Genomic DNA, 20,970 nt, shown 5'->3' with positions numbered 1-20,970 from the left:
CTTCTTCGAACTGGGCGGCCATTCGCTGCTGGCGGTGACCCTGACCTCGCGCCTGCGCCAACAAGGCCTGCATGCCGATATCCGCGTATTGTTCGGCCAGCCGACCTTGGCAGCGCTCGCCGCTGCGGTAGGCGGTGAAACCCGCATCAGCGTGCCAGCCAACCGCATTCCAGCAGAGGGCGCACGCATAACGCCGGACATGCTACCGCTCGCCGAGCTGTCCCAGGCGGCCATCGACACCCTGGTCGCGCAGATCCCCGGTGGCGCGGCCAATGTCCAGGATGTCTACGGCCTGGCCCCGCTGCAGCAAGGCATCCTCTACCATCACCTGGCCAGCGAAGGCGCAGACCCCTACGTGCTGCAGGCACGCTTCGCCTTCCCAACGCAAGCCGAGCTTGATGCCTTTGCCGCAGCGCTCGACCAGGTCATCGCCCGTCACGACATCCTGCGCACCAGCATCCATTGGCAGGGGCTGGAGGAGCCCGTGCAGGTCGTCTGGCGCACTGTGCCTGCAGTCGGCGCAGCCCTGCGCGGTGATGAAAGCAGCACCACGCTCGACTTGAACAAGGCCCCCTTGATCCGCCTGCTCCCTAGCCACGGCGAGGGCCGCGTGGAAGCCACGCTGCTGATCCACCACATCATCCTCGACCACGCAGCCGTCGAACAGCTGGTGGCCGAGATCACCGCTGTGCTGCAAGGCCAGGCGCTGTCGCAGGCCAGCGTGCCCTACCGCAACTATGTGGCGCAGGCACGCCTGGGCGCCGATACCCAGGCTGACGAAGCACTGTTCCGCGAGCTGCTGGGCGACATTGACGAACCCACCACAGTATTCGGCCTACGTGATGCACGCAGTGACGGCAGCCGTGTACTGGACAGCCGTCTGGCTCTGGACACGGCACTGGCCGCCCGCTTGCGCGAGCAGGCCCGCCTGCTTGGCATCAGCGTCGCCAGCCTGGTGCACCAGGCCTGGGGGCAGGTGCTGGCGCAACTGTCAGGGCGCGAGGAAGTGGTGTTCGGCACGGTGTTGCTGGGTCGCCTGCAAGGCGGCGAGGGGGCTGAACGGGCCCTGGGCATGTTCATCAACACCTTGCCGCTGCGGGTGAGCGTGGGTGCCACGGCGGTGGCCGAGGGCGTACGCCTGACCCACCAACGACTGGGCCGCCTGCTGGCCCATGAGCAAGCCTCGCTGGCGTTGGCTCAGCGTTGCAGTGCAGTCCCGGCGTCCCAGGCGCTGTTCACCAGCCTGCTCAACTTCCGCCACAGTGCACCGGCCAAGGCTGAGCTGCGCCAGGCCTGGCAGGGTATCGAGCAACTGGCCGCGCATGAGCGCAGCAACTACCCATTGGTGGTCAACGTCGACGACGTGGGCGACGCCTTTGTGCTGACCGTGCAAGCGGTGCCGGAGGTCGATGGCGCGCAGGTCTGCCGCCTGCTCAGCACCGCCCTTGAGCAACTGGCCCAGGCCCTTGCGCAGGCGCCGTCCACGGCCCTGCACCAGGTGAGCCAGTTGGCGCCTGCCGAGCGCGAGCTGGTGTTGCAAGGCTTCAATGCCACCCGCCGCGATTACCCACGGGAACATGCGCTGCACACCCTGTTTGGCACCTATGCCGCGCTCAGCCCAGCTGCACCGGCGGTGGTTCACGGTGGCCGGCACTGCAGCTATGAGCAGCTCGAACAGCACGCCAACCGCCTGGCTCTCCACCTGTTGGCCCTGGGCGTACGCCCTGGCGATCGTGTGGCCCTGCTGCTGCCCCGCAGCATCGAGTTACTGGCGGCGCAACTGGCGGCCAGCAAATGCGCGGCGGTGTTCGTGCCGCTGGACAGCAACGCGCCTGCCGAGCGCCAGGCCTTCATGATCGAAGACAGCCAGGCGCGTGTCTTGCTCACCTTCAGTAGCGAACAGCGGGTAGGCAATGCCCTGCGCGTCGAACTGGACCGCCTCGACCTCACCGGGTATGCGCAGCAGTCGCCGGGCCTGGTGGTAGCCGCCGAAAGCGCCGCCTACATCATGTACACCTCTGGCTCTACCGGCACCCCTAAGGGGGTGCAAGTGCCGCACCGGGCCATCGTGCGCCTGGTGATCAACAACGGCTTTGCCGAATTCACCTGCCAGGACCGCGTCGCGTTCGCCTCCAACCCCGCGTTCGACGCCAGTACCCTGGAAGTCTGGGCGCCGCTGCTCAATGGCGGCACTGTGGTGGTCATCGACCAGGACCAGGTGCTGTCGCGCCAGGCGTTGCGTGAGGTGTTGCTGGCGCAGCGCGTCAGCGTGCTGTGGCTGACTGCCGGCCTGTTCCATCAGTTTGCCGATGACCTGCTGCCGGCATTCGCCAAGCTGCGCTACCTGATGGTGGGCGGCGATGTGCTGGACCCGGCCATCGTCGGCCGGGTGCTGCGCGAAGGCGCCCCACAACACCTGCTCAATGGCTATGGCCCGACTGAAGCCACCACCTTCAGCACCACCCACCTCATCGCCACGGTCGGCGAGGGCAGCATCCCGATTGGCAGGCCGATCGGCAATGCCCGTTGCTACGTGCTCGATGCCCGTCAGCAGCCGTTGCCGGTTGGCGCGGTCGGTGAGCTGTACATCGGCGGCGCTGGCGTCGCCTTGGGGTACCTCGGCCAGCCGGCACTTACCGCCGAACGCTTCCTCGACGACCCGTTCAGCCGTGAGCCGGGTGCGCGCATGTACCGCAGTGGCGACCTGGCCTGCTGGCAGGCCGATGGCACGTTGCGTTACCTGGGCCGTGCCGACCAGCAGATCAAGCTGCGAGGCTTCCGCATCGAGCTGGGTGAAATCGAAGCGCGCTTGGGCACGTGTGCCGGTGTGCGTGACACGGCTGTGGTCGTGCGTGAGGACGTGCCCGGTGACAAGCGCCTGGTGGCCTATTTCACCGCTAACAACCCAGCCCCTGGCATTGCCGAGCTGCACCAACAGCTGCAAGGCCAGTTGCCGGACTACATGCTGCCAGCGGCCTACGTGTGCCTGGATGCATTGCCGCTGACCGCCAATGGCAAGCTTGACCGCCGTGCCTTGCCGCAACCCGGCCACGAGGCAGTACTCAGCCGCGCCTTCGAGGCGCCACAAGGCGAGGTTGAAACCACCCTGGCAGCGATCTGGGCCGACCTGCTCAAGGTCGCGCAGGTCGGGCGCCACGACCACTTCTTCGAGCTGGGCGGCCACTCGCTGCTGGCCGTGACCCTGGTCGAGCGCATGCGCAAGGCCGGCCTCAGTGCCGATGTGCGTGTGCTGTTTGCCCAGCCCACCCTGGCGGCGCTGGCCGCCGCCGTGGGCAGCGGTCGCGAAGTGCAGGTGCCGGCCAACCGTGTGCCGCATGCTGCCCGTCACATCACCCCGGACATGCTCAGCCTGATCGAGCTCGACCAGGCCAGTATCGACCGTATCGTCGCCACGGTGCCGGGTGGCGCCGCCAATGTGCAAGAGATCTACCCGCTGGCCCCGCTGCAGGAGGGCATCCTGTACCACCACTTGAGCGCCGCACAGGGCGACCCGTACCTGCTGCAGTCGCGCCTGGCCTTCGACAGCCTGGCGCACTTGCAGCGCTGGGCGGGCGCCTTGCAGCAGGTCATCGACCGGCACGACATTCTGCGCACCGCAGTGGTCAGCGAAGGGCTTGCGCACGCAGTACAAGTGGTCTGGCGGGAAGCGAGGATGCAGGTGAGCGCAATCGAAGGCCTGGCTACTGGGTCGGTGATCGATGCCTTGCAGGCGCGCTTCGACGCCCGTCACCAGCGCCTCGACCTGTCGCGGGCACCCTTGCTGCGCCTGCTGCATGCCGATGACCCGGCTAACCAGCGCGTGGTAGCGATTCTGCAATTCCATCACCTGGCCCTGGACCATACCGCCATGGAAGTCATCGCCAGCGAAATGCAGTTGCTGCTGGCGGGCCAGGGCGAACGCTTGCCGGCGCCAGTGCCTTATCGCACCTATGTTGCCCAAGCCCGCCTTGGGGCCGACGATGCCAGCCATGAAGCGTTCTTCCGCGAGATGCTGGGGGACCTTGACGCCCCGACCTTGCCGTTTGGCCTGAGCGACGTACAGGGTGACGGCCACGCTATCGAAGAAGCCCACCTGGCCATTGACGCCAGCGTGGCCCGTGGCCTGCGCGAACAGGCTCGGCAGCTGGGCGTAAGTGCCGCGAGCCTGGCGCACTTGGCCTGGGCACGGGTGCTGGGTGTGCTCGCCAACCGCACCGATGTCGTGTTTGGCACCGTGCTGATGGGGCGCTTGCAGGGCGGTGAAGGGGCCGACCGGGCGTTGGGCGTGTTCATCAACACCTTGCCGCTGCGCATCGACCTGACTGCACCGGTGGCGCAGGCGGTGCGCGCCACCCATCAGCGGCTCTCGGCGCTGTTGGCGCACGAGCATGCCTCGTTGGCACTGGCCCAGCGCTGCAGTGGCGTGGCGGCGTCCACGCCGTTGTTCAGCGCCTTGTTCAACTACCGCCACAGTACGGCAGGGGTGCCTGCCGACGGCGATACCCACAGTCAGGGTGTTCGCCTGCTGGGCGGCGAGGAACGCAGCAACTACCCGCTGACCCTGAGTGTCGACGACCTGGGCGAAGGCTTTGCCTTGAGTGTGCTGGCCCAGGCAGGCATTGGCGCCGAACGGGTCGCTGGCTGGATGAACCAGGCCTTGGTCGAACTGCTGCAGGCGCTGACGCAGTCTGCGGGCAAGCCGGTCGACGCGTTGTCGATCCTGTGCCCGGTAGCCCGGCAGCAGGTGCTGGAAGCGTTCAATGCCACCGCACGCGACTACCCGAAAGGGCAGGCCGTGCACGCCTTGGTCGAGGCCCAGGCGGCCCGCGCACCGCAAGCGGCAGCGCTGGTGCAGGATGGCCAGGTACTGAGCTACGGCGAGCTTAACCGCTGCGCCAACCGCCTGGCGCATCACCTGATCAGCCGCGGGGTGAAGGTCGGCGACCGGGTGGCATTGTGCTTGCCGCGCACCCTGGAGCGCCTGGTCGGCCTGCTGGCCATCCTCAAGGCCGGTGCGGCCTATGTGCCGATCGACCCGGCCTACCCAGGCGAACGCATCGCCTACCTGCTTGAAGACAGCACGCCGGCATTGGTGCTGGTCGATGCGGCCACCCTGGCGCTGGTGGGGGACACTCCGCGTGTCGAGCTGCACCGCGATGCCTGGCAGGGCGCAGCCGACAGCAACCCCTGCGTGGCAGGCCTGGATGATCGCCAACTGGCGTATGTGATCTACACCTCCGGCTCCACCGGCCAGCCGAAAGGGGTGATGGTCGAGCATGCGACCCTGGCCAACCTGGTGCACTGGCACTGTGAGGCCTTTGCCTTGAAAGCGGGCAGCCATACCAGCACGGTGGCCGGTTTCGGCTTCGATGCAGTGGCCTGGGAGGTATGGCCGGCGCTGTGCACGGGGGCAGTGCTGCACGTGCCACCCGCACGCATCGCCGGTGAGCACGTCGACGAATTGCTCGACTGGTGGCTAGAGCAGCCGCTGGCTGTCAGCTTCCTGCCCACACCCGTGGCCGAACAGGCGCTGCGCCGTGAGCGTCAGCACCCGACCTTGCGCACGCTGCTGGTCGGCGGCGATCGCCTGCGCCAGTTCGAGCGCGACCCAGGTTTTGCCCTGGTCAATAACTATGGCCCGACCGAAGCCACCGTGGTGGCCACGTCCGGGCAACTGGTACCCGCGGGAGCGCTGCATATCGGCAAGCCTATCGCCAACACCCAGGTGTATGTGCTCGACGAGCACCGCCAGCCGGTGCCGGTGGGCGCCGTGGGCGAGTTGTGCATTGGCGGCGCCGGGGTGGCCCGCGGTTACTTCAACCGCCCGGCACTGACCGAGGAGCGCTTCATTGCCGATCCGTTCGCCGCCCAACCCCATGCGCGGCTCTACCGCACAGGTGACCTGGTGCGCTGGAACGCTGACGGCACCCTGGATTACCTGGGCCGTAACGACGACCAGGTGAAGATCCGCGGCGTACGGGTGGAGCTTGGCGAGATCGAAAGTGTACTTGCCGCGCAGCCTGGTATCGGCGATGCGGTGGTGCTGGTGCGTGGCGAGCGGCTGCTGGCCTGGTTCACTGAAACCACACCGGTGGCGGTGGACACACTGCGCCAGGCTTTGCAGGCAAGCCTGCCCGCTCACCTGGTGCCGTTGGCCTTCACCTGCCTGCCAGCACTGCCGTTGACCAGCCATGGCAAGCTCGACCGCAAGGCGTTGCCCGACCCGGATCCGGCGCTGCTTGCAGGCCAGGCCTATGTCGCCCCGCAGGGCGAAGTGGAAATGGCCCTGGCAGCGGTGTGGGCCGACATGCTGGGCGTTGAGCGAGTGGGCCGGCACGATAACTTCTTCGAGCTGGGTGGCCATTCGTTGCTGGCGGTGAACCTGACCGCGCGCTTGCGCCGCGAGGGCGTGCAGGTGGATGTGCGTACGCTGTTTGGCCAGCCGACGGTGGCGGCACTGGCGACGACCCTGGGCCAGGTGCAACAAGTGCAGGTGCCGGACAACCTGATCCCGGCCGGCTGCCCGCACATCACCCCCGGCATGCTGCCGCTGGTGGCGCTGGAGCAGGCGGCCATCGACCGCATCGTTGCCCAGGTACCCGGCGGTGCTTGCAACGTGCAGGACATCTACCCGCTGGCACCCTTGCAGGAAGGCATCCTGTACCACCACCTCAGCGCGCAGGGGCACGACCCTTATGTGCTGCAGTCGCGCTTCGGGTTCGCCAGCCGCGAACACTTGAACAACTTCGCGGCAGCATTGGACAAGGTCATCGCCCGCCACGACGTGCTGCGCACAGCGGTGCTCTGGGAAGGCTTGCCGCAGCCGGTGCAGGTGGTCTGGCGGCAGGCGCCGTTGTCGGTCATGGCGCGTGGTCGCGACAGCGAGGCAATGCTTGACCTGAGCAAGGCACCGCTGATCCGTCTGCTGTACACGCAGCAGCCGGGCGCGGCACGCATCGAAGCCACCTTGCAGTTCCACCACATCGTCCTCGACCACACCGCCATGGAAGTGGTCGGCGAGGAGCTGATCGGTTATCTGCAGGGTGCGGCCGAGCCGGCCCAGGCACCGGTCCCGTACCGTAACTACGTGGCCCAGGCGCGGCTGGGTATCAGCCAGGCCGAGCATGAAACGTTCTTCCGCGGGCAACTGGCGGATATTGACGCGCCAACGCTGCCGTTCGGCCTTAGCGATGTGCAGGGTGACGGCCGAGACATCGAGGAGGCCCAGCTGTGGCTGCGTGACGACCTGGCACAACGCCTGCGCCAGCAAGGCCGGCAGTTGGGTATCAGCGTCGCCAGCCTGTTCCACCTGGCCTGGGCGCGCCTGCTGGCGGCCGCCAGTGGCCAGGACAGCGTGGTGTTCGGCACCGTACTGTTGGGCCGCCTGCAAGGCGGTGAAGGCGCCGAGCGGGCGCTGGGCATGTTCATCAACACCTTGCCGCTGCGGGTCGACCTGGGCGGTATCAGCCTGCGTGAAGGGGCCCGTGCTACCCATCAGCGCCTCAGTGCCTTGCTGGCCCACGAGCATGCATCGCTGGCGTTAGCCCAGCGTTGCAGTGGCGTGGCTGCGCCCTTGCCGTTGTTCAGCGCCATGCTCAACTACCGGCACAGCACGCAGGTCACTGACAGCCAGCGGCAGGCGACGCAAGGTATCGACAACCTGGAAAGCCAGGAACGCAGTAACTACCCGCTGGGCTTGAACGTGGATGACCTGGGGGAGGGCTTCCGCCTGGTTGCCATGACCCCGGCCGACGTAGGCGCGGCACGTATCTGTGGGCAGATGAACCAGGTGTTGGAGGCCATGGTCGAGGCGCTGGAGCAGACGCCGGCACTGCCGGTGCAGCGCTTGCCGGTGCTGGAAGCGCAGGAGCGTGAGCGTGTGCTGCTGGGCTTCAACGACACGGCGGTGGACTATGACCTTGAGCAGACCCTGCATGGGATGATCGAGGCGCAGGTGTTGCGTACGCCGGATGCGGTCGCGGTTAAAGCCGAAGAAGGGGCACTGAGCTATCGCCAGCTGAATGAGCAAGCCAACCGATTAGCACATCACCTGATTGAACTGGGTGTTAAATCTGATGATCGGGTAGCGATCTGCGTCGAACGTGGGCTGTCGATGGTGGTTGGCTTGCTGGCCATTCTTAAGGCCGGCGGCGCGTATGTGCCGGTTGACCCGGATTACCCAGCGGAGCGCGTGCGGCATATGCTGAGCGACAGCGCGCCGGTGGCGGTGTTGGTGCACAGTGCTACGCGGCACGTACCGGATTCGGCCCAGGTTATCGACCTGGATCAGCCAACCTGGAACGCCCAGCCTTCCAGCAACCCAGTTGTCACCAGCTTGACCCCGCGTCACCTGGCCTACGTGATCTACACCTCAGGCTCCACCGGCTTGCCGAAGGGTGTGATGAACGAGCATGCCGGCGTGGTCAACCGCCTGTTGTGGATGCAAGACGCCTATAACCTCAGCGCTGAAGACGTGGTCTTGCAGAAGACCCCGTTCAGCTTTGACGTATCGGTATGGGAGTTCCTCTGGCCGCTGCAAACCGGCGCACGTCTGGTCATAGCGCGCCCCGGCGGCCATCGCGATCCAGAGTACCTGCGCCAGGTGATCCGTAGCGAAAATGTCACGACCTTGCACTTCGTGCCCTCGATGCTGGATGTGTTCCTGGCTCACGGCCAAATATCGGCCGATGGTCTCAAGCGCGTCCTGTGCAGCGGCGAAGCTCTGCCAGGCAGCCTGGTCCGACGCTTCCACACGCAACTGCCGACTGTCGAACTGCACAACCTGTACGGCCCGACTGAAGCAGCGGTGGACGTGAGTGCCTGGCACTGCGTGACGGCACCAGACAACACCCCCATCGGCAAACCCATCGCCAACACCACGCTTTACGTACTCGACAGCCAAGGCCAGCCAGTACCGCAAGGCGTGGCCGGTGAGCTGTTCATCGGCGGCGTGCAAGTCGCCCGAGGCTACCTGAACCGCATCGAACTGACCGCCGAACGGTTCCTCGACGACCCGTTCAGCACCCGCCCTGGTGCACGCCTGTACCGCACCGGCGACCTGGCGCGGCACCTGGCCGATGGCAACATCGAGTACCTGGGCCGTAACGATGACCAAGTGAAGCTGCGCGGCCTGCGTATCGAGCTGGGTGAAATCCAGGCTGGGCTGACGGCCATCGAAGGCGTGAAGGAAGCCGTCGTGGTGGCCCGCGACCAGCGTCTGGTGGCGTACTACACCGGTGAGCAAATGGCCGCAGACGTTCTGCGCACGGCATTGCTGGCCCACCTGCCGGAGTTCATGGTGCCCGCGTTGTTCCTGCACCTGGACGCACTGCCCCTAAGCCCCAACGGCAAACTCGACCGCAAGGCTTTGCCATTACCGGACGCCGAAGCCCTGCAAAAAGGTGTTTACGAAGCCCCAGAAGGCGAAACCGAAACCCTGCTGGCTGCGATCTGGGCTGAGCTGCTGGGCGTTGAGCGGGTAGGGCGGCATGACAACTTCTTTGAACTGGGCGGCCATTCGCTGCTGGCGGTGACCCTGACCTCCCGCCTGCGTGATCAAGGCCTGGAAGCCGACGTGCGCGCCCTGTTCGACCAACCGACCTTGGCGGGCTACGCAGCCATCACAGACAGAATGGAGATCGTCCTGTGAGCATCAACCAACTACTGGCAACACTGACGGCCAAAAACGTGCAACTGGCGTTGAAGGACGGCCAACTGGCCGTCCAGGGCAACCGTCAGGCCCTGACCGACCCCGCGTTGGTGGCGCAACTGCGTGAACACAAGCCAACGCTGGTGGCGATGATCGAGCGCGGCGAGTACGTGGCCGTGAAACAGGGCGCGGTACACGTGCCGTCCAACCTCATCGAGCCGGGCTGCACGCGCATTACGCCGCAGCACCTCAACCTGATCGACCTGGACCAGGGCACCCTTGACCGCATCGTCGCTTGCATCCCCGGCGGCGCGGCCAACGTGCAAGACATCTACCCGCTGGCACCGCTGCAGCAGGGCATGCTGTTCCACCACGCCAGTGCCACCGACAGCGACCCGTACGTGATGCAGGCGCGTTTCGTGTTTGCCAGCGAGGCCCGCTTGCAGGCGTTTGCCGATGCGCTGCGTGGTGTAATTGCCCGCCACGACATCTTGCGCACCTCGGTGCACTGGGAAGGGCTGGAAACGCCGGTGCAGGTGGTCTGGCGCCGCGCCGACCTGCAGGTGGCGACGTTATCCGACAACGACCCCACGCGCGGCAGGCTCGACCTGACCCAGGCACCGCTAATCCGCCTGCTACGTGAGGCCGAGCAGGCCGATGGCGCACTGACCGCCACCCTGCAGTTCCACCATATCGCCATGGACCACAGTGCCTTGGAAGTGGTGCGTCACGAACTGATCGCGTTTCTGGCCGGCGAGGGTGATCGGCTCGGCACCTCGGTGCCGTTTCGCAATTATGTGGCACAAGCCGTGCTGGGTATCAGCGAGGCCGAACACGAGGCGTTTTTCCGCGACATGCTGGGGGGGATCGACGCGTCGACCCTGGCCTACGGCATCCAGGATGTGCAAGGCGTGGGCGAGGTGCACAACGAGCACGCGCTCGACCTGCCACTTGCGCTGTGCCAGCAGCTACGCAGCCAGGCGCGTAGCCTGGGCGTGAGCGTCGCCAGCCTCTTCCACCTGGCCTGGGGGCGCGTGCTGGGTGGGCTGACCGGTCGCGAGCAGGTGGTGTTCGGCACAGTGCTGATGGGGCGCTTGCAGGGCGCCGAAGCCACCGACCGGGCGCTGGGGATTTTCATCAATACCCTGCCGGTACGCGTGGACCTGGACAGTGCTGACTTGCCGACGGCGATCCGCGCCACCCACCAACGGCTGAGCGCATTGATGCGCCATGAACACGCGCCACTGGCCCTGGCCCAGCGGTGCAGCGGTGTGGCGGCGCCGGCGCCGCTGTTCAATGCCTTGCTCAATTACCGCCACAGCGCAGTGGACAGCACCCAGCCACGCCGCGCAGCCCTGGCCGGCATCGACATCGTCGAGTCGGCCGAAGCCACCAACTACCCCTTGACGCTTAGCGTCGACGACCTGGGCGAAGCGTTTCGCCTGACCTTGCTGGCCAGCGCCGAAGTGCCGGCGCAGCGCGTCTGTGCTTACCTGCAGCAGACCCTCGAAAGCCTGGTGCAAGCACCGCAGTCGTCGGTCCTGGCGCTGGCCATGCTCCCCGACAGCGAGCGCACGGAGCTGCTGGAAGCGTTCAACGATTATCCGGCCCCGTATGAGCGGCAACTGACCCTGCACCAGCGCATTGCACACCGCGCCGAGCTGCACCCTGACACCGTCGCCGCCACCTGTGACGGTACGCGCTTGAGTTACGCCGAGCTCAACCGCCAGGCCAATGCCCTGGCGCAGCACCTGATCAACCTGGGCGTGCGGCCTGACGACCGCGTCGCCGTGGTGGCGCGGCGCAGCCTTCAGACGCTGGTGGGCTTGTTAGCGGTACTCAAGGCCGGAGCCGGTTACGTGCCGGTAGACCCCGCCCACCCGGATGAGCGCGTGCACTACCTGCTGAATGACAGCGGCCCGGTAGCGGTGCTGACGCAGCAGGTGCTGCGTGAGCGCCTGGGGCCTGTCGCGGTGCCGGTGGTGCTGCTCGATCAGCCGCACTGGCCTGTATGCGAGAGCGACCCGGTTGTGCCGGGGCTGAGCGCGTGCCACCTGGCCTATGTGATCTACACCTCCGGTTCCACCGGGCAGCCCAAGGGCGTGATGGTCGAGCACCAGACCGTCAACAACCTGGTCGATTGGCACTGCCGCGCCTTCGACCTGTGCCATGGCCGGCACACTTCGAGCCTGGCCGGTTTTGGTTTCGACGCCATGGCCTGGGAAGTCTGGCCGGCGTTGTGCGCCGGGGCCACGTTGCACCTGGCGCCGGCGTCGGAGGGCAACGACGACCTGGATGCCATGCTCGCCTGGTGGCAGGCGCAGCCCCTGGACGTGAGCTTCTTGCCGACGCCAGTGGCCGAGTATGCCTTCAACCATCAGCTCGAACACCCGACCCTGCGCACCCTGTTGATCGGCGGTGACCGCCTGCGCCAGTTCAACCGCACCCAGCGCTTTGCCGTGGTCAACAACTACGGCCCGACCGAAACCACGGTGGTGGCCAGCTCCGGCGCGGTGGAAGCGGGCGGGGCGCTGCACATCGGTCGGCCGGTCGATAACGCCCGTCTGTACGTACTCGACCCACACCTGCAGCCTGTCGCGTTGGGTGTGCCAGGTGAGCTGTACATTGGTGGCGCCGGGGTTGCCCGAGGCTACCTGAACCGCCCGGCGCTCACCGCCGAGCGCTTCCTGGACGACCCCTTCGTCGCCCGTGGGCGCATGTACCGCACAGGCGACCTGGTGCGCTGGCTGGCGGACGGCACCCTGGACTACCTGGGGCGCAACGACGACCAGGTGAAGATCCGCGGCGTGCGCATCGAACTGGGCGAGATCGAAAGCCGGCTGAACGCCCTGGCTGGCATCGATGAAGCCGTGGTGCTGGCCCGCGAGGACCAGCCCGGCCAGCCGCGCCTGGTGGCCTACTTCACCGCCCAGGCAGGCGTCCAACCGCTCACCCCAGAAGGCCTGCGCAGCCAATTGCAGGCGCACCTGCCGGAATACATGGTGCCGGTGGCGTATGTTGAGCTGCCGGCGTTGCCGCTGACGGCCAACGGCAAACTCGACCGCCGCGCATTGCCACGCCCGGAGCGCTCGGCGCTGTTCGAGCAGGGTTACGAGGCCCCCGAAGGGGCGTTGGAGCAGGCGCTGGCAACGCTATGGGCCGAGTTGCTGCACGTTGAGCGGGTCGGCCGTCGCGACCATTTTTTCAGCTTGGGCGGGCATTCACTGCTGGCGATGCGCATGGTCTCCCAGGTGCGCCTGCGCCTGGGTGTCGAACTGAGCCTGGCCGACCTGTTCGCCAACCCCGAGCTGGCCGCCGTGGCCGAGGTACTGGCCCATGCCGGGCGCAGTGAGCTGCCAGCGATACGCCCGGTGCCGCGCGATGCGCCGCTGCCGATGTCGTTCGCCCAACAGCGGCTGTGGTTCCTGGCGCAAATGGAAGGCGGCAACCAGGCTTACAATGTGCCGCTGGCCCTGGGGCTGCGCGGGGCACTGGATGCCGATGCGCTGGAAGCGGCCTTGCTGGGTATCATCGAGCGCCACGAGAGCTTGCGCAGCCGCTTCGTACCACGCGATGACAGTGCCGAGGTGGTGCTGGCTACCACTGCGGGTGCCGATTGGTTCCAGCGTGAAGACCTGAGCGTTGAGGCGCTGCCGGCCCGCTTGCATGAAGTGGCCAGTGCGCCTTTCGACCTGGCCCACGGGCCGCTGCTGCGTGCGCGTTTGCTGCGCTTGAGCGCAGAGCATCATGTGCTAGCGCTGACCGTGCACCACATCGTTGCCGACGGCTGGTCACTGGGCGTGCTGACCCGCGAACTGAGCGCGCTGTATACGGCCTGCTGCCAGGGCCAGGATGATCCGCTGCCGGCCCTGGACATCCAGTACGGCGACTATGCCGTGTGGCAACGCCGCTGGTTGGCCGGCGCCCAGTTGCAGCGCCAGGCCGATTACTGGCGCCAGGCCCTGGACGGCGCGCCCAGCCTGCTCAAACTGCCCAGTGATCGCCCACGCCCCGAACGCCAGGACTTTGCCGGCGCAAGCCTGCCACTGCAGTTGCAGCCCCGCCTGGCGGCTGGCCTGCGCAGCCTGGCCCAGCGCCACGGGGTAACCCTGTACATGGCCGTGCTGAGCGCCTGGGCCGCCGTGTTGACGCGGCTTTCCGGCCAGGGCGAAATCGTCATCGGTTGCCCTGTGGCGGGCCGCGGCCGTGCCGAGCTGGAGCCGCTGCTGGGCTTGTTCGTCAATACCCTGGCCGTGCGCATCGACACGGCTGCCGCACCGACGGCGCAAACCCTGCTGGAGCAGGTCCGCACGCGCGTGCTGGAGGCACAGGCGCACCAGGACCTGCCATTCGAACAGGTGGTGGAAATCGTCCGCCCAGTGCGCAGCCTCGGCCATACCCCCTTGTTCCAGGCCACGCTCAATTGGCAGGCGATCGAAGGTGGCGCCTTGCAACTGCCGGGCCTGCAGTTGGAGGCCGTGGCCCAGACTGGCCAGGTCGCCAAGTTCGACCTGACGCTGAACCTCGGCGAATTCGGCGACACGCTGGCCGGCAGCCTGGACTACGCCACCTCGCTGTTCGACGAAGCAACCGTGCGGCGCTATGTCGGCTATTTCGAAACCGTGCTCTGGGCCATGATCGGCGATGATCAACAGCCGCTGGCACAGGTGCCGTTGCTTGGCGACGCCGAGCGCCACACACTGCTGCACAGTTTCAATGCCACGCAGCGCGATTACCCCCGGGACCAAGCCGTGCAGCAGCTGTTTGAGCAGCGCGTGGCGCGCCATCCCCTGGCCGTGGCGGCAGTGCAGGGCGACCAGGCGCTGTGCTACGGGGCCCTCAACGAACGCGCCAACCGTCTGGCCCACTACCTGATGGGCGCTGGTGTGGCACCGGGTGCCTATGTGGCCGTGCTGCTGCCGCGCACGTTGCACTTGCTGGTGGCGCAACTGGCCGTGCTTAAGTGTGGTGCGGTCTATGTACCGCTCGACATTCATGCCCCGACCGTGCGCCAGGCCTTCATGGTCGAGGATTGTCAGGCCACCGCGCTGCTGACACTTGCTGGCACGCCGGTTGAGTATGCGGTACGGCGGGTCGACCTGGACCAACTGGTCCTCGATGACCAGCCTGGCCACAACCCTGTGTTGGCTCAGGATGCTGGCAGTGCGGCCTATGTGATGTACACCTCTGGCACCACGGGCAAACCCAAGGGCGTGTGCGTGCCGCACCGGGGTATTGCGCGGTTGGTGCTGAACGAGCGGTATGCCGGGTTGTTGGCCAGCGACCGCATCGCTTTCGCTTCCAACCCGGCGTTCGATGCCAGCACCCTGGAAGTGTGGGGCGCGTTGCTCAATGGCGGGCAGGTGCGGGTGATCGACCACCGCACGCTGGTCGACCCAGCGCTTTTCGCGAAGGCGCTGGCGGAGCAGGGCATCACCGTTCTGTTCTTGACCACGGCGTTGTTCAATCAGTACGTGCAGTTGATCCCCGAGGCCCTGGCCGCGCTGCGCGTGCTGATCAGCGGCGGTGAGCGTGCCGAACCCGCCGCCTTCCGCACCCTGCTGCACAAAGCACCTGAGCTGCGCCTGCTCAATGGCTACGGGCCCACTGAAACGACCACGTTCGCGGTGACCTGCGAGGTGCGTGAATTGGCGCCCAATGCAGCCCAAGTGCCGATTGGCCGACCGATCGGCAATACCCAGGTGTATGTGCTGGACGCCTGGCAACAGCCCGTGCCGCAAGGCGTGGTCGGTGAACTGTATATCGGCGGCGACGGCGTGGCCCTGGGTTACCTGAACCGCCCAGAACTGACGGCGCAGCGGTTTATCGATGACCCGTTCAGCCCGCAGCCGGGCGCTCGGCTGTACCGCACCGGCGACCTGGTGCGCTGGCAGCCTGACGGCCAACTGGAGTGCCTGGGGCGCAATGACGACCAGGTCAAGATTCGCGGTTACCGGATCGAGCTGGGCGAAATCGAGCAGCAGTTGGCACTGGCACCGGGTGTCGGTGAAGTCGTGGTGATGGCTGTGCCGAACGAGCAGGGCCCATTGCGGCTGGTGGCCTGGTTTACCCGGCACGAGGCCCCAGTGGAGGCCGCTGACCTGCGTGCGTTCCTGCGTGGGCGCTTGCCAGATTACATGGTGCCTACCGCTTTTGTCGCATTGCCGCAGATGCCGCTGAACAACAATGGCAAGGTTGATCGCCAGGCCTTGCCGGTGCCGGCGCCCCAGGACCTGGCGGTGACAGCGTACGAAGCACCGGAAGGCGAGCGCGAGCAGGCGCTGGCCACGTTGTGGGGTGAACTGCTGCACCTGGAACGCGTCGGGCGTCACGACCGCTTCTTCGAATTGGGCGGCCATTCACTGCTGGCGATGCGCATGTTGGCTCAAGTTCGCCAACGCCTGGGGCTGGAGCTGGCATTGGGCGACCTGTTTGCCGATGACAGCCTGGCCGCGGTGGCCGCCTGCCTTGCGCGTGACGGTGATACCTTGCCGGCCATCCAGCCGGGCCCACGTGACGGTGCTTTACCGCTTTCGTTCGCCCAGCAGCGGCTGTGGTTTCTGGCGCAGATGGAGGAAGCCAGCGCGGCCTATCACATTCCCCTGGCTCTGCGCCTGAAGGGCCGTTTGGACGCTGGGGCGCTGGAGCGCGCGTTAAGGCGCCTGGTCGAGCGCCATGAAAGCTTGCGCAGCCATTTTGTTGAACAGGAAGGCGAGCCGCAGGTGGTCCTGGCAACCGGTAGCGAAGGCTTCCTGTTTGGCCGGGACCTTTGCCAGGGCCTGGATGAAGCCGCTATTGCGGCGTTGATCCGTCAGGAGGCGAGCCAACCTTTCGTGCTTAGCCGCGACCTGCCGGTGCGTGGGCGCCTGCTGCAGCTGGCCGAGGACCACCACCTGCTACTGCTGACCTTGCACCACCTGGTGGCCGACGGTTGGTCGCTGGGGGTGTTGGTGCGCGAGCTTGGCGAGTTGTACCAAGCCTTCAGCTGCGGTGGTGACGCCCCCTTGCCGGCCTTGCCCGTGCAGTACATCGACTATGCCCTGTGGCAGCGGCGCTGGCTGAGCGGCGATGCGCTGCGCCAGCAGGCCGATTACTGGGTTGGCCAGCTGGCCGGGGCACCAGCGCTGCTCGGCTTGCCCTGGGACCACCCACGGCCGGAGCGTCAGCAGTATGCCGGTGACAGCGTCGCGCTGAGCTTGGCCCCGCGCCTGAGTGTCGAGCTTAAAGCCGCGTGCCGGCGCCATGGCGTCACGCCTTACATGCTGTTCATGGCGGCCTGGGCGGTGCTATTGAGCCGGCTGGCCGGCCAGGATGAAGTGGTGATCGGCTCGCCGGTAGCCAACCGCAGGCAGGCTGAAGTGGATGGCCTGGTCGGCATGTTCGTCAATGCCATGGCGTTGCGCGTGGACACCTCGGGGGCACCGGATGTGGCGACCTTGTTGGCCCGGGTAAAGGCCGTGGTGCTGGGCGGGCAGGCGCATCAGGACTTGCCGTTCGAACAGGTGGTCGAGTTGCTGCGCCCGCGCCGAAGCCTTGCGCATACGCCGCTGTACCAAGCCACCCTGGACTGGGACGCCAGCCCGGAGCGGCAGGCGCTGCAACTGGCCGATCTGTCGGTGAGCGCAGTGAGTGGGCCCGCGTGCATTGCCAAGTTCGACCTGAGCCTGAGCCTGGGTGAACGCGCCGAAGGTTTTGCCGGCGGTATCGTGTTTGCCACAGCCCTGTTCGAGCGGGCGACCATCGTGCGTTATGCGGGGTATCTCGAACAATTGCTGTGGGCCTTCGTGGAGAGCGATCGGGCCTTTCCGGGCCATGTCGGGTTGCCGGATGCCGATGAGCGCAAGCGGTTGCTGCAGGGCTTCAACGACACGGCGGTGGATTATGACCTTGAGCAGACCCTGCACGGGATGATCGAGGCGCAGGTGTTGCGTACGCCGGATGCGGTCGCGGTTAAAGCCGAAGACGGGGTACTGAGCTATCGCCAGCTGAATGAGCAAGCCAACCGATTAGCACATCACCTGATTGAACTGGGTGTTAAATCTGATGATCGGGTGGCGATTTGCGTCGAGCGTGGGCTGTCGATGGTGGTTGGCTTGCTGGCCATTCTTAAGGCCGGCGGCGCGTATGTGCCGGTTGACCCGGATTACCCAGCGGAGCGCGTGCGGCATATGCTGAGCGATAGCGCGCCAGTGGCGGTGCTGGTGCACAGTGCTACGCGGCACGTACCGGATTCGGCCCAGGTTATCGACCTGGATCAGCCGACTTGGAACGTCCAGCCTTCCAGCAACCCAGTTGTCACCAGCTTGACCCCGCGTCACCTGGCCTACGTGATCTACACCTCAGGCTCCACCGGCTTGCCGAAGGGCGTGATGAACGAGCATGCCGGCGTGGTCAACCGCCTGTTGTGGATGCAAGACGCCTATAACCTCGGCGCAGACGACGTGGTCTTGCAGAAGACCCCGTTCAGCTTTGACGTATCGGTATGGGAGTTCCTCTGGCCGCTGCAAACTGGCGCGCGCCTGGTCATGGCGCGTCCCGGCGGCCATCGTGATCCGGCGTATCTGCGCCAGGTGATCCGCAGCGAAAACGTCACGACCTTGCACTTCGTGCCCTCGATGCTGGATGTGTTCCTGGCTCACGGCCAAATATCGGCCGATGGTCTCAAGCGCGTCCTGTGCAGCGGCGAAGCTCTGCCAGGCAGCCTGGTCCGACGCTTCCACACGCAACTGCCGACTGTCGAACTGCACAACCTGTACGGCCCGACCGAAGCAGCGGTGGACGTGAGCGCCTGGCATTGCGTGACGGCGCCGGACAACACCCCCATCGGCAAACCCATCGCCAACACCACGCTTTACGTACTCGACAGCCAAGGCCAGCCAGTACCGCAAGGCGTGGCCGGTGAGCTGTTCATCGGCGGCGTGCAAGTCGCCCGAGGCTACCTGAACCGCATCGAACTGACCGCCGAACGGTTCCTCGACGACCCGTTCAGCACCCGCCCTGGTGCACGCCTGTACCGCACTGGCGACCTGGCGCGGCACCTGGCAGACGGCAACCTCGAATACCTGGGCCGCAACGACGATCAGGTCAAAATCCACGGCTTGCGCATCGAACTGGGCGAAATCCAGGCCTGCCTGACGCGGATAGAGGGGGTCAAGGAGGCCGTGGTGATCGCTCATGAGCAGCAGTTGCTCGCTTACTACACGGGGGAGTCGTTCCCGGTGGAGGCGCTGCGCTCGGCATTGCTCGGGCGCCTGCCGACCTTCATGGTGCCGGCGCTGTTCGTCCACCTGCAGGCACTGCCCTTGAGCCCCAACGGCAAGCTCGACCGCAAGGCTTTGCCATTACCGGATACCGGGGCCCTGCAGAACCGCGAGTACCAAGCGCCAGAAGGTGAAACCGAAACCCGGTTGGCAACGATCTGGTCCGAACTGTTGGGGGTGGAGCGGGTAGGGCGGCACGACAACTTCTTCGAGCTGGGCGGCCACTCCCTGGCGGCAATCCGGCTGGTCGACAAGATGACCAAGGCGGGCCTGAAGGTGGCCATCAACGATGTGTTCCAGCACCCCAGCGTGGCCTTGCTGGCGGCCAGGCTCGGCAGCCCTGACGCTGCGCACCGCGGGGTGATCCGGGTGCGTGCAGGGGGCAGTCAGACGCCGCTGTTCCTGGTTCACGAATTCACCGGCCTGGATTTCTACTTCCCGGTGCTGGGCCAGCACCTGCCCGGTGATTTCGCCCTCTATGGGCTACCCGGCATCCCGGCCGATCAAGCGCAGCCACAAACGCTCGAGTGCCTGGCCCGCTACCAGATCGAACAGATGCGCAGCGTGCAGCCACAGGGGCCGTATCGCCTGGCAGGCTGGTCGTTCGGTGGGGTAGTGGCCTTCGAAATGGCTAACCAATTGCTGGGTGTGGACGAGGAGGTCGAATTCCTCGGTTTGATCGACACCTATGTGCCGCGCCTGGCCGACCAGGGCAAGGCGCGCTGGGAGGGGCCACGTGCACTCGAACGGCAGTTGCTGTTGAACTGCAGCACGTTCTGGCGCACGCAAGGCCCGGCAGGCACCGACAAGCTGGCACGCCTGCAGCAACTGGAGGCCGGTCAGGCCGATTTTGCCACGCTGGTCGCCAGCTGCCGCGAGCACCAGTTGCTCTATGGGCTATGGGCGAGCATGACCGACGCGCAACTGCTGCACTACTTCACCCGTGAACTGGCGCACGGCCGTGCGTTGGCACATTACCGCCCTTCACCGTTGAGCGTGCCGGTGCACCTGCTGCGCGCTGAACAGGGCAGTGACAGCCAGTCGACTCTGGGCTGGCGTGAAGCCCTGCCGTCCCAGGCCCTGGTCCTCCTGGGTGTGCCGGGGGACCACCGCAGCATGATGCAGGCGCCCCACGTGGCCGCACTCGGTCAGGCGCTTGGCCAGCTACTGGGCAGTGTGCCTAGCACGAACATCACCAAGGCAGCGGCTTATCAGCCCTTGGTGGCGATCCAGACTGGTCAGCACGGGCATGCACCGTTGTTTTGCGTGCCGGGGGCTGGCGACAGCGTCACCAGCTTCATTGGCCTGGCCGAGGCTCTGGGCCCGGACTGGCCGCTGTACGGCCTGCAGGCGCGGGGGCTGGACGGCTGCTCGGTGCCGCACACTTCGGTGGAGGCTGCTGCCGATTGTCATGTGCAGGCCATCGAGGCGCTTTATCCGCAGGGGCCGCTGAACCTGGTCGGGCATTCGTTTGGCGGCTGGGTGGCACATGCCATGGCTGCCCGGTTCGAGGCCAAGGGCCGGCACGTGCGTTCATTGACACTGATCGACAGCGAAGCGCCGGGCGAGGGCGGCACCTGTGGCCAGCCCTACACCCTGGGCGCAGCCTTGCAACGGCTGATCGAGGCGTTGCAGCTGTCCACCGGGAAAACCCTGGGTATCGACCCAGGCGCCTTTGCCGGGGCCAGCGATGATCAGCAGTTGAGCCAGTTGCACGCGGCCATGGTGCGGGTCGGATTGCTGCCGGCGCGGTCGCAGCCTGGGGCGCTGGACGGCACCGTACGGACCTTCGCCACGGCGTTGCGCACGGCCTACCGGCCAACGTTGAGCTACCACGGGCCGGTCGGCCTGGTACTGGTGGATGACCCGGGCCTGGATGCCTTGGGCAATGCCCGCGAGCATGCCGCCATGCAGGCTGGTTGGCAGCAACTGATGCCCACGCTTGCGCTGTGGCAAGGGCCCGGTGACCACTTCAGCATCCTCAAGGTGCCGGATGTGTTCAGCCTGGCGGCCTGGTGGCACGACGGGCAGGCGCTGCACCACGGCAAGGTTACCCCTTAA

The 20,970-nt window shown here is 66.3% G+C and carries 2 protein-coding genes (1 of these 2 running past the window's edge); both read left to right on the top strand.

Going from position 1 to position 20,970, the window contains the following annotated elements:
* A protein-coding gene (locus LOY53_RS26695) for a non-ribosomal peptide synthase/polyketide synthase (protein WP_309475924.1) crosses the window boundary here: on the top strand, window positions 1-9,649 show its 3' portion. It extends 12,683 nt beyond the left edge of the window; 9,649 of the gene's 22,332 nt are visible here — the last part of the coding sequence; the start codon falls outside the window, past its left edge; the stop codon is at window positions 9,647-9,649.
* The gene (locus LOY53_RS13405; RefSeq protein WP_258702759.1) at window positions 9,646-20,970 is read left to right on the top strand and encodes a non-ribosomal peptide synthetase; all 11,325 of its coding nucleotides are present in this window, start codon (window positions 9,646-9,648) and stop codon (window positions 20,968-20,970) included. Before LOY53_RS26695 ends, LOY53_RS13405 begins: the two co-directional genes overlap by 4 nt.

It is taken from the genome of Pseudomonas sp. B21-031 (assembly GCF_024748985.1).
GTDB lineage: Bacteria > Pseudomonadota > Gammaproteobacteria > Pseudomonadales > Pseudomonadaceae > Aquipseudomonas > Aquipseudomonas kermanshahensis.
This window is presented reverse-complemented; position numbering and strand designations above follow the sequence as displayed.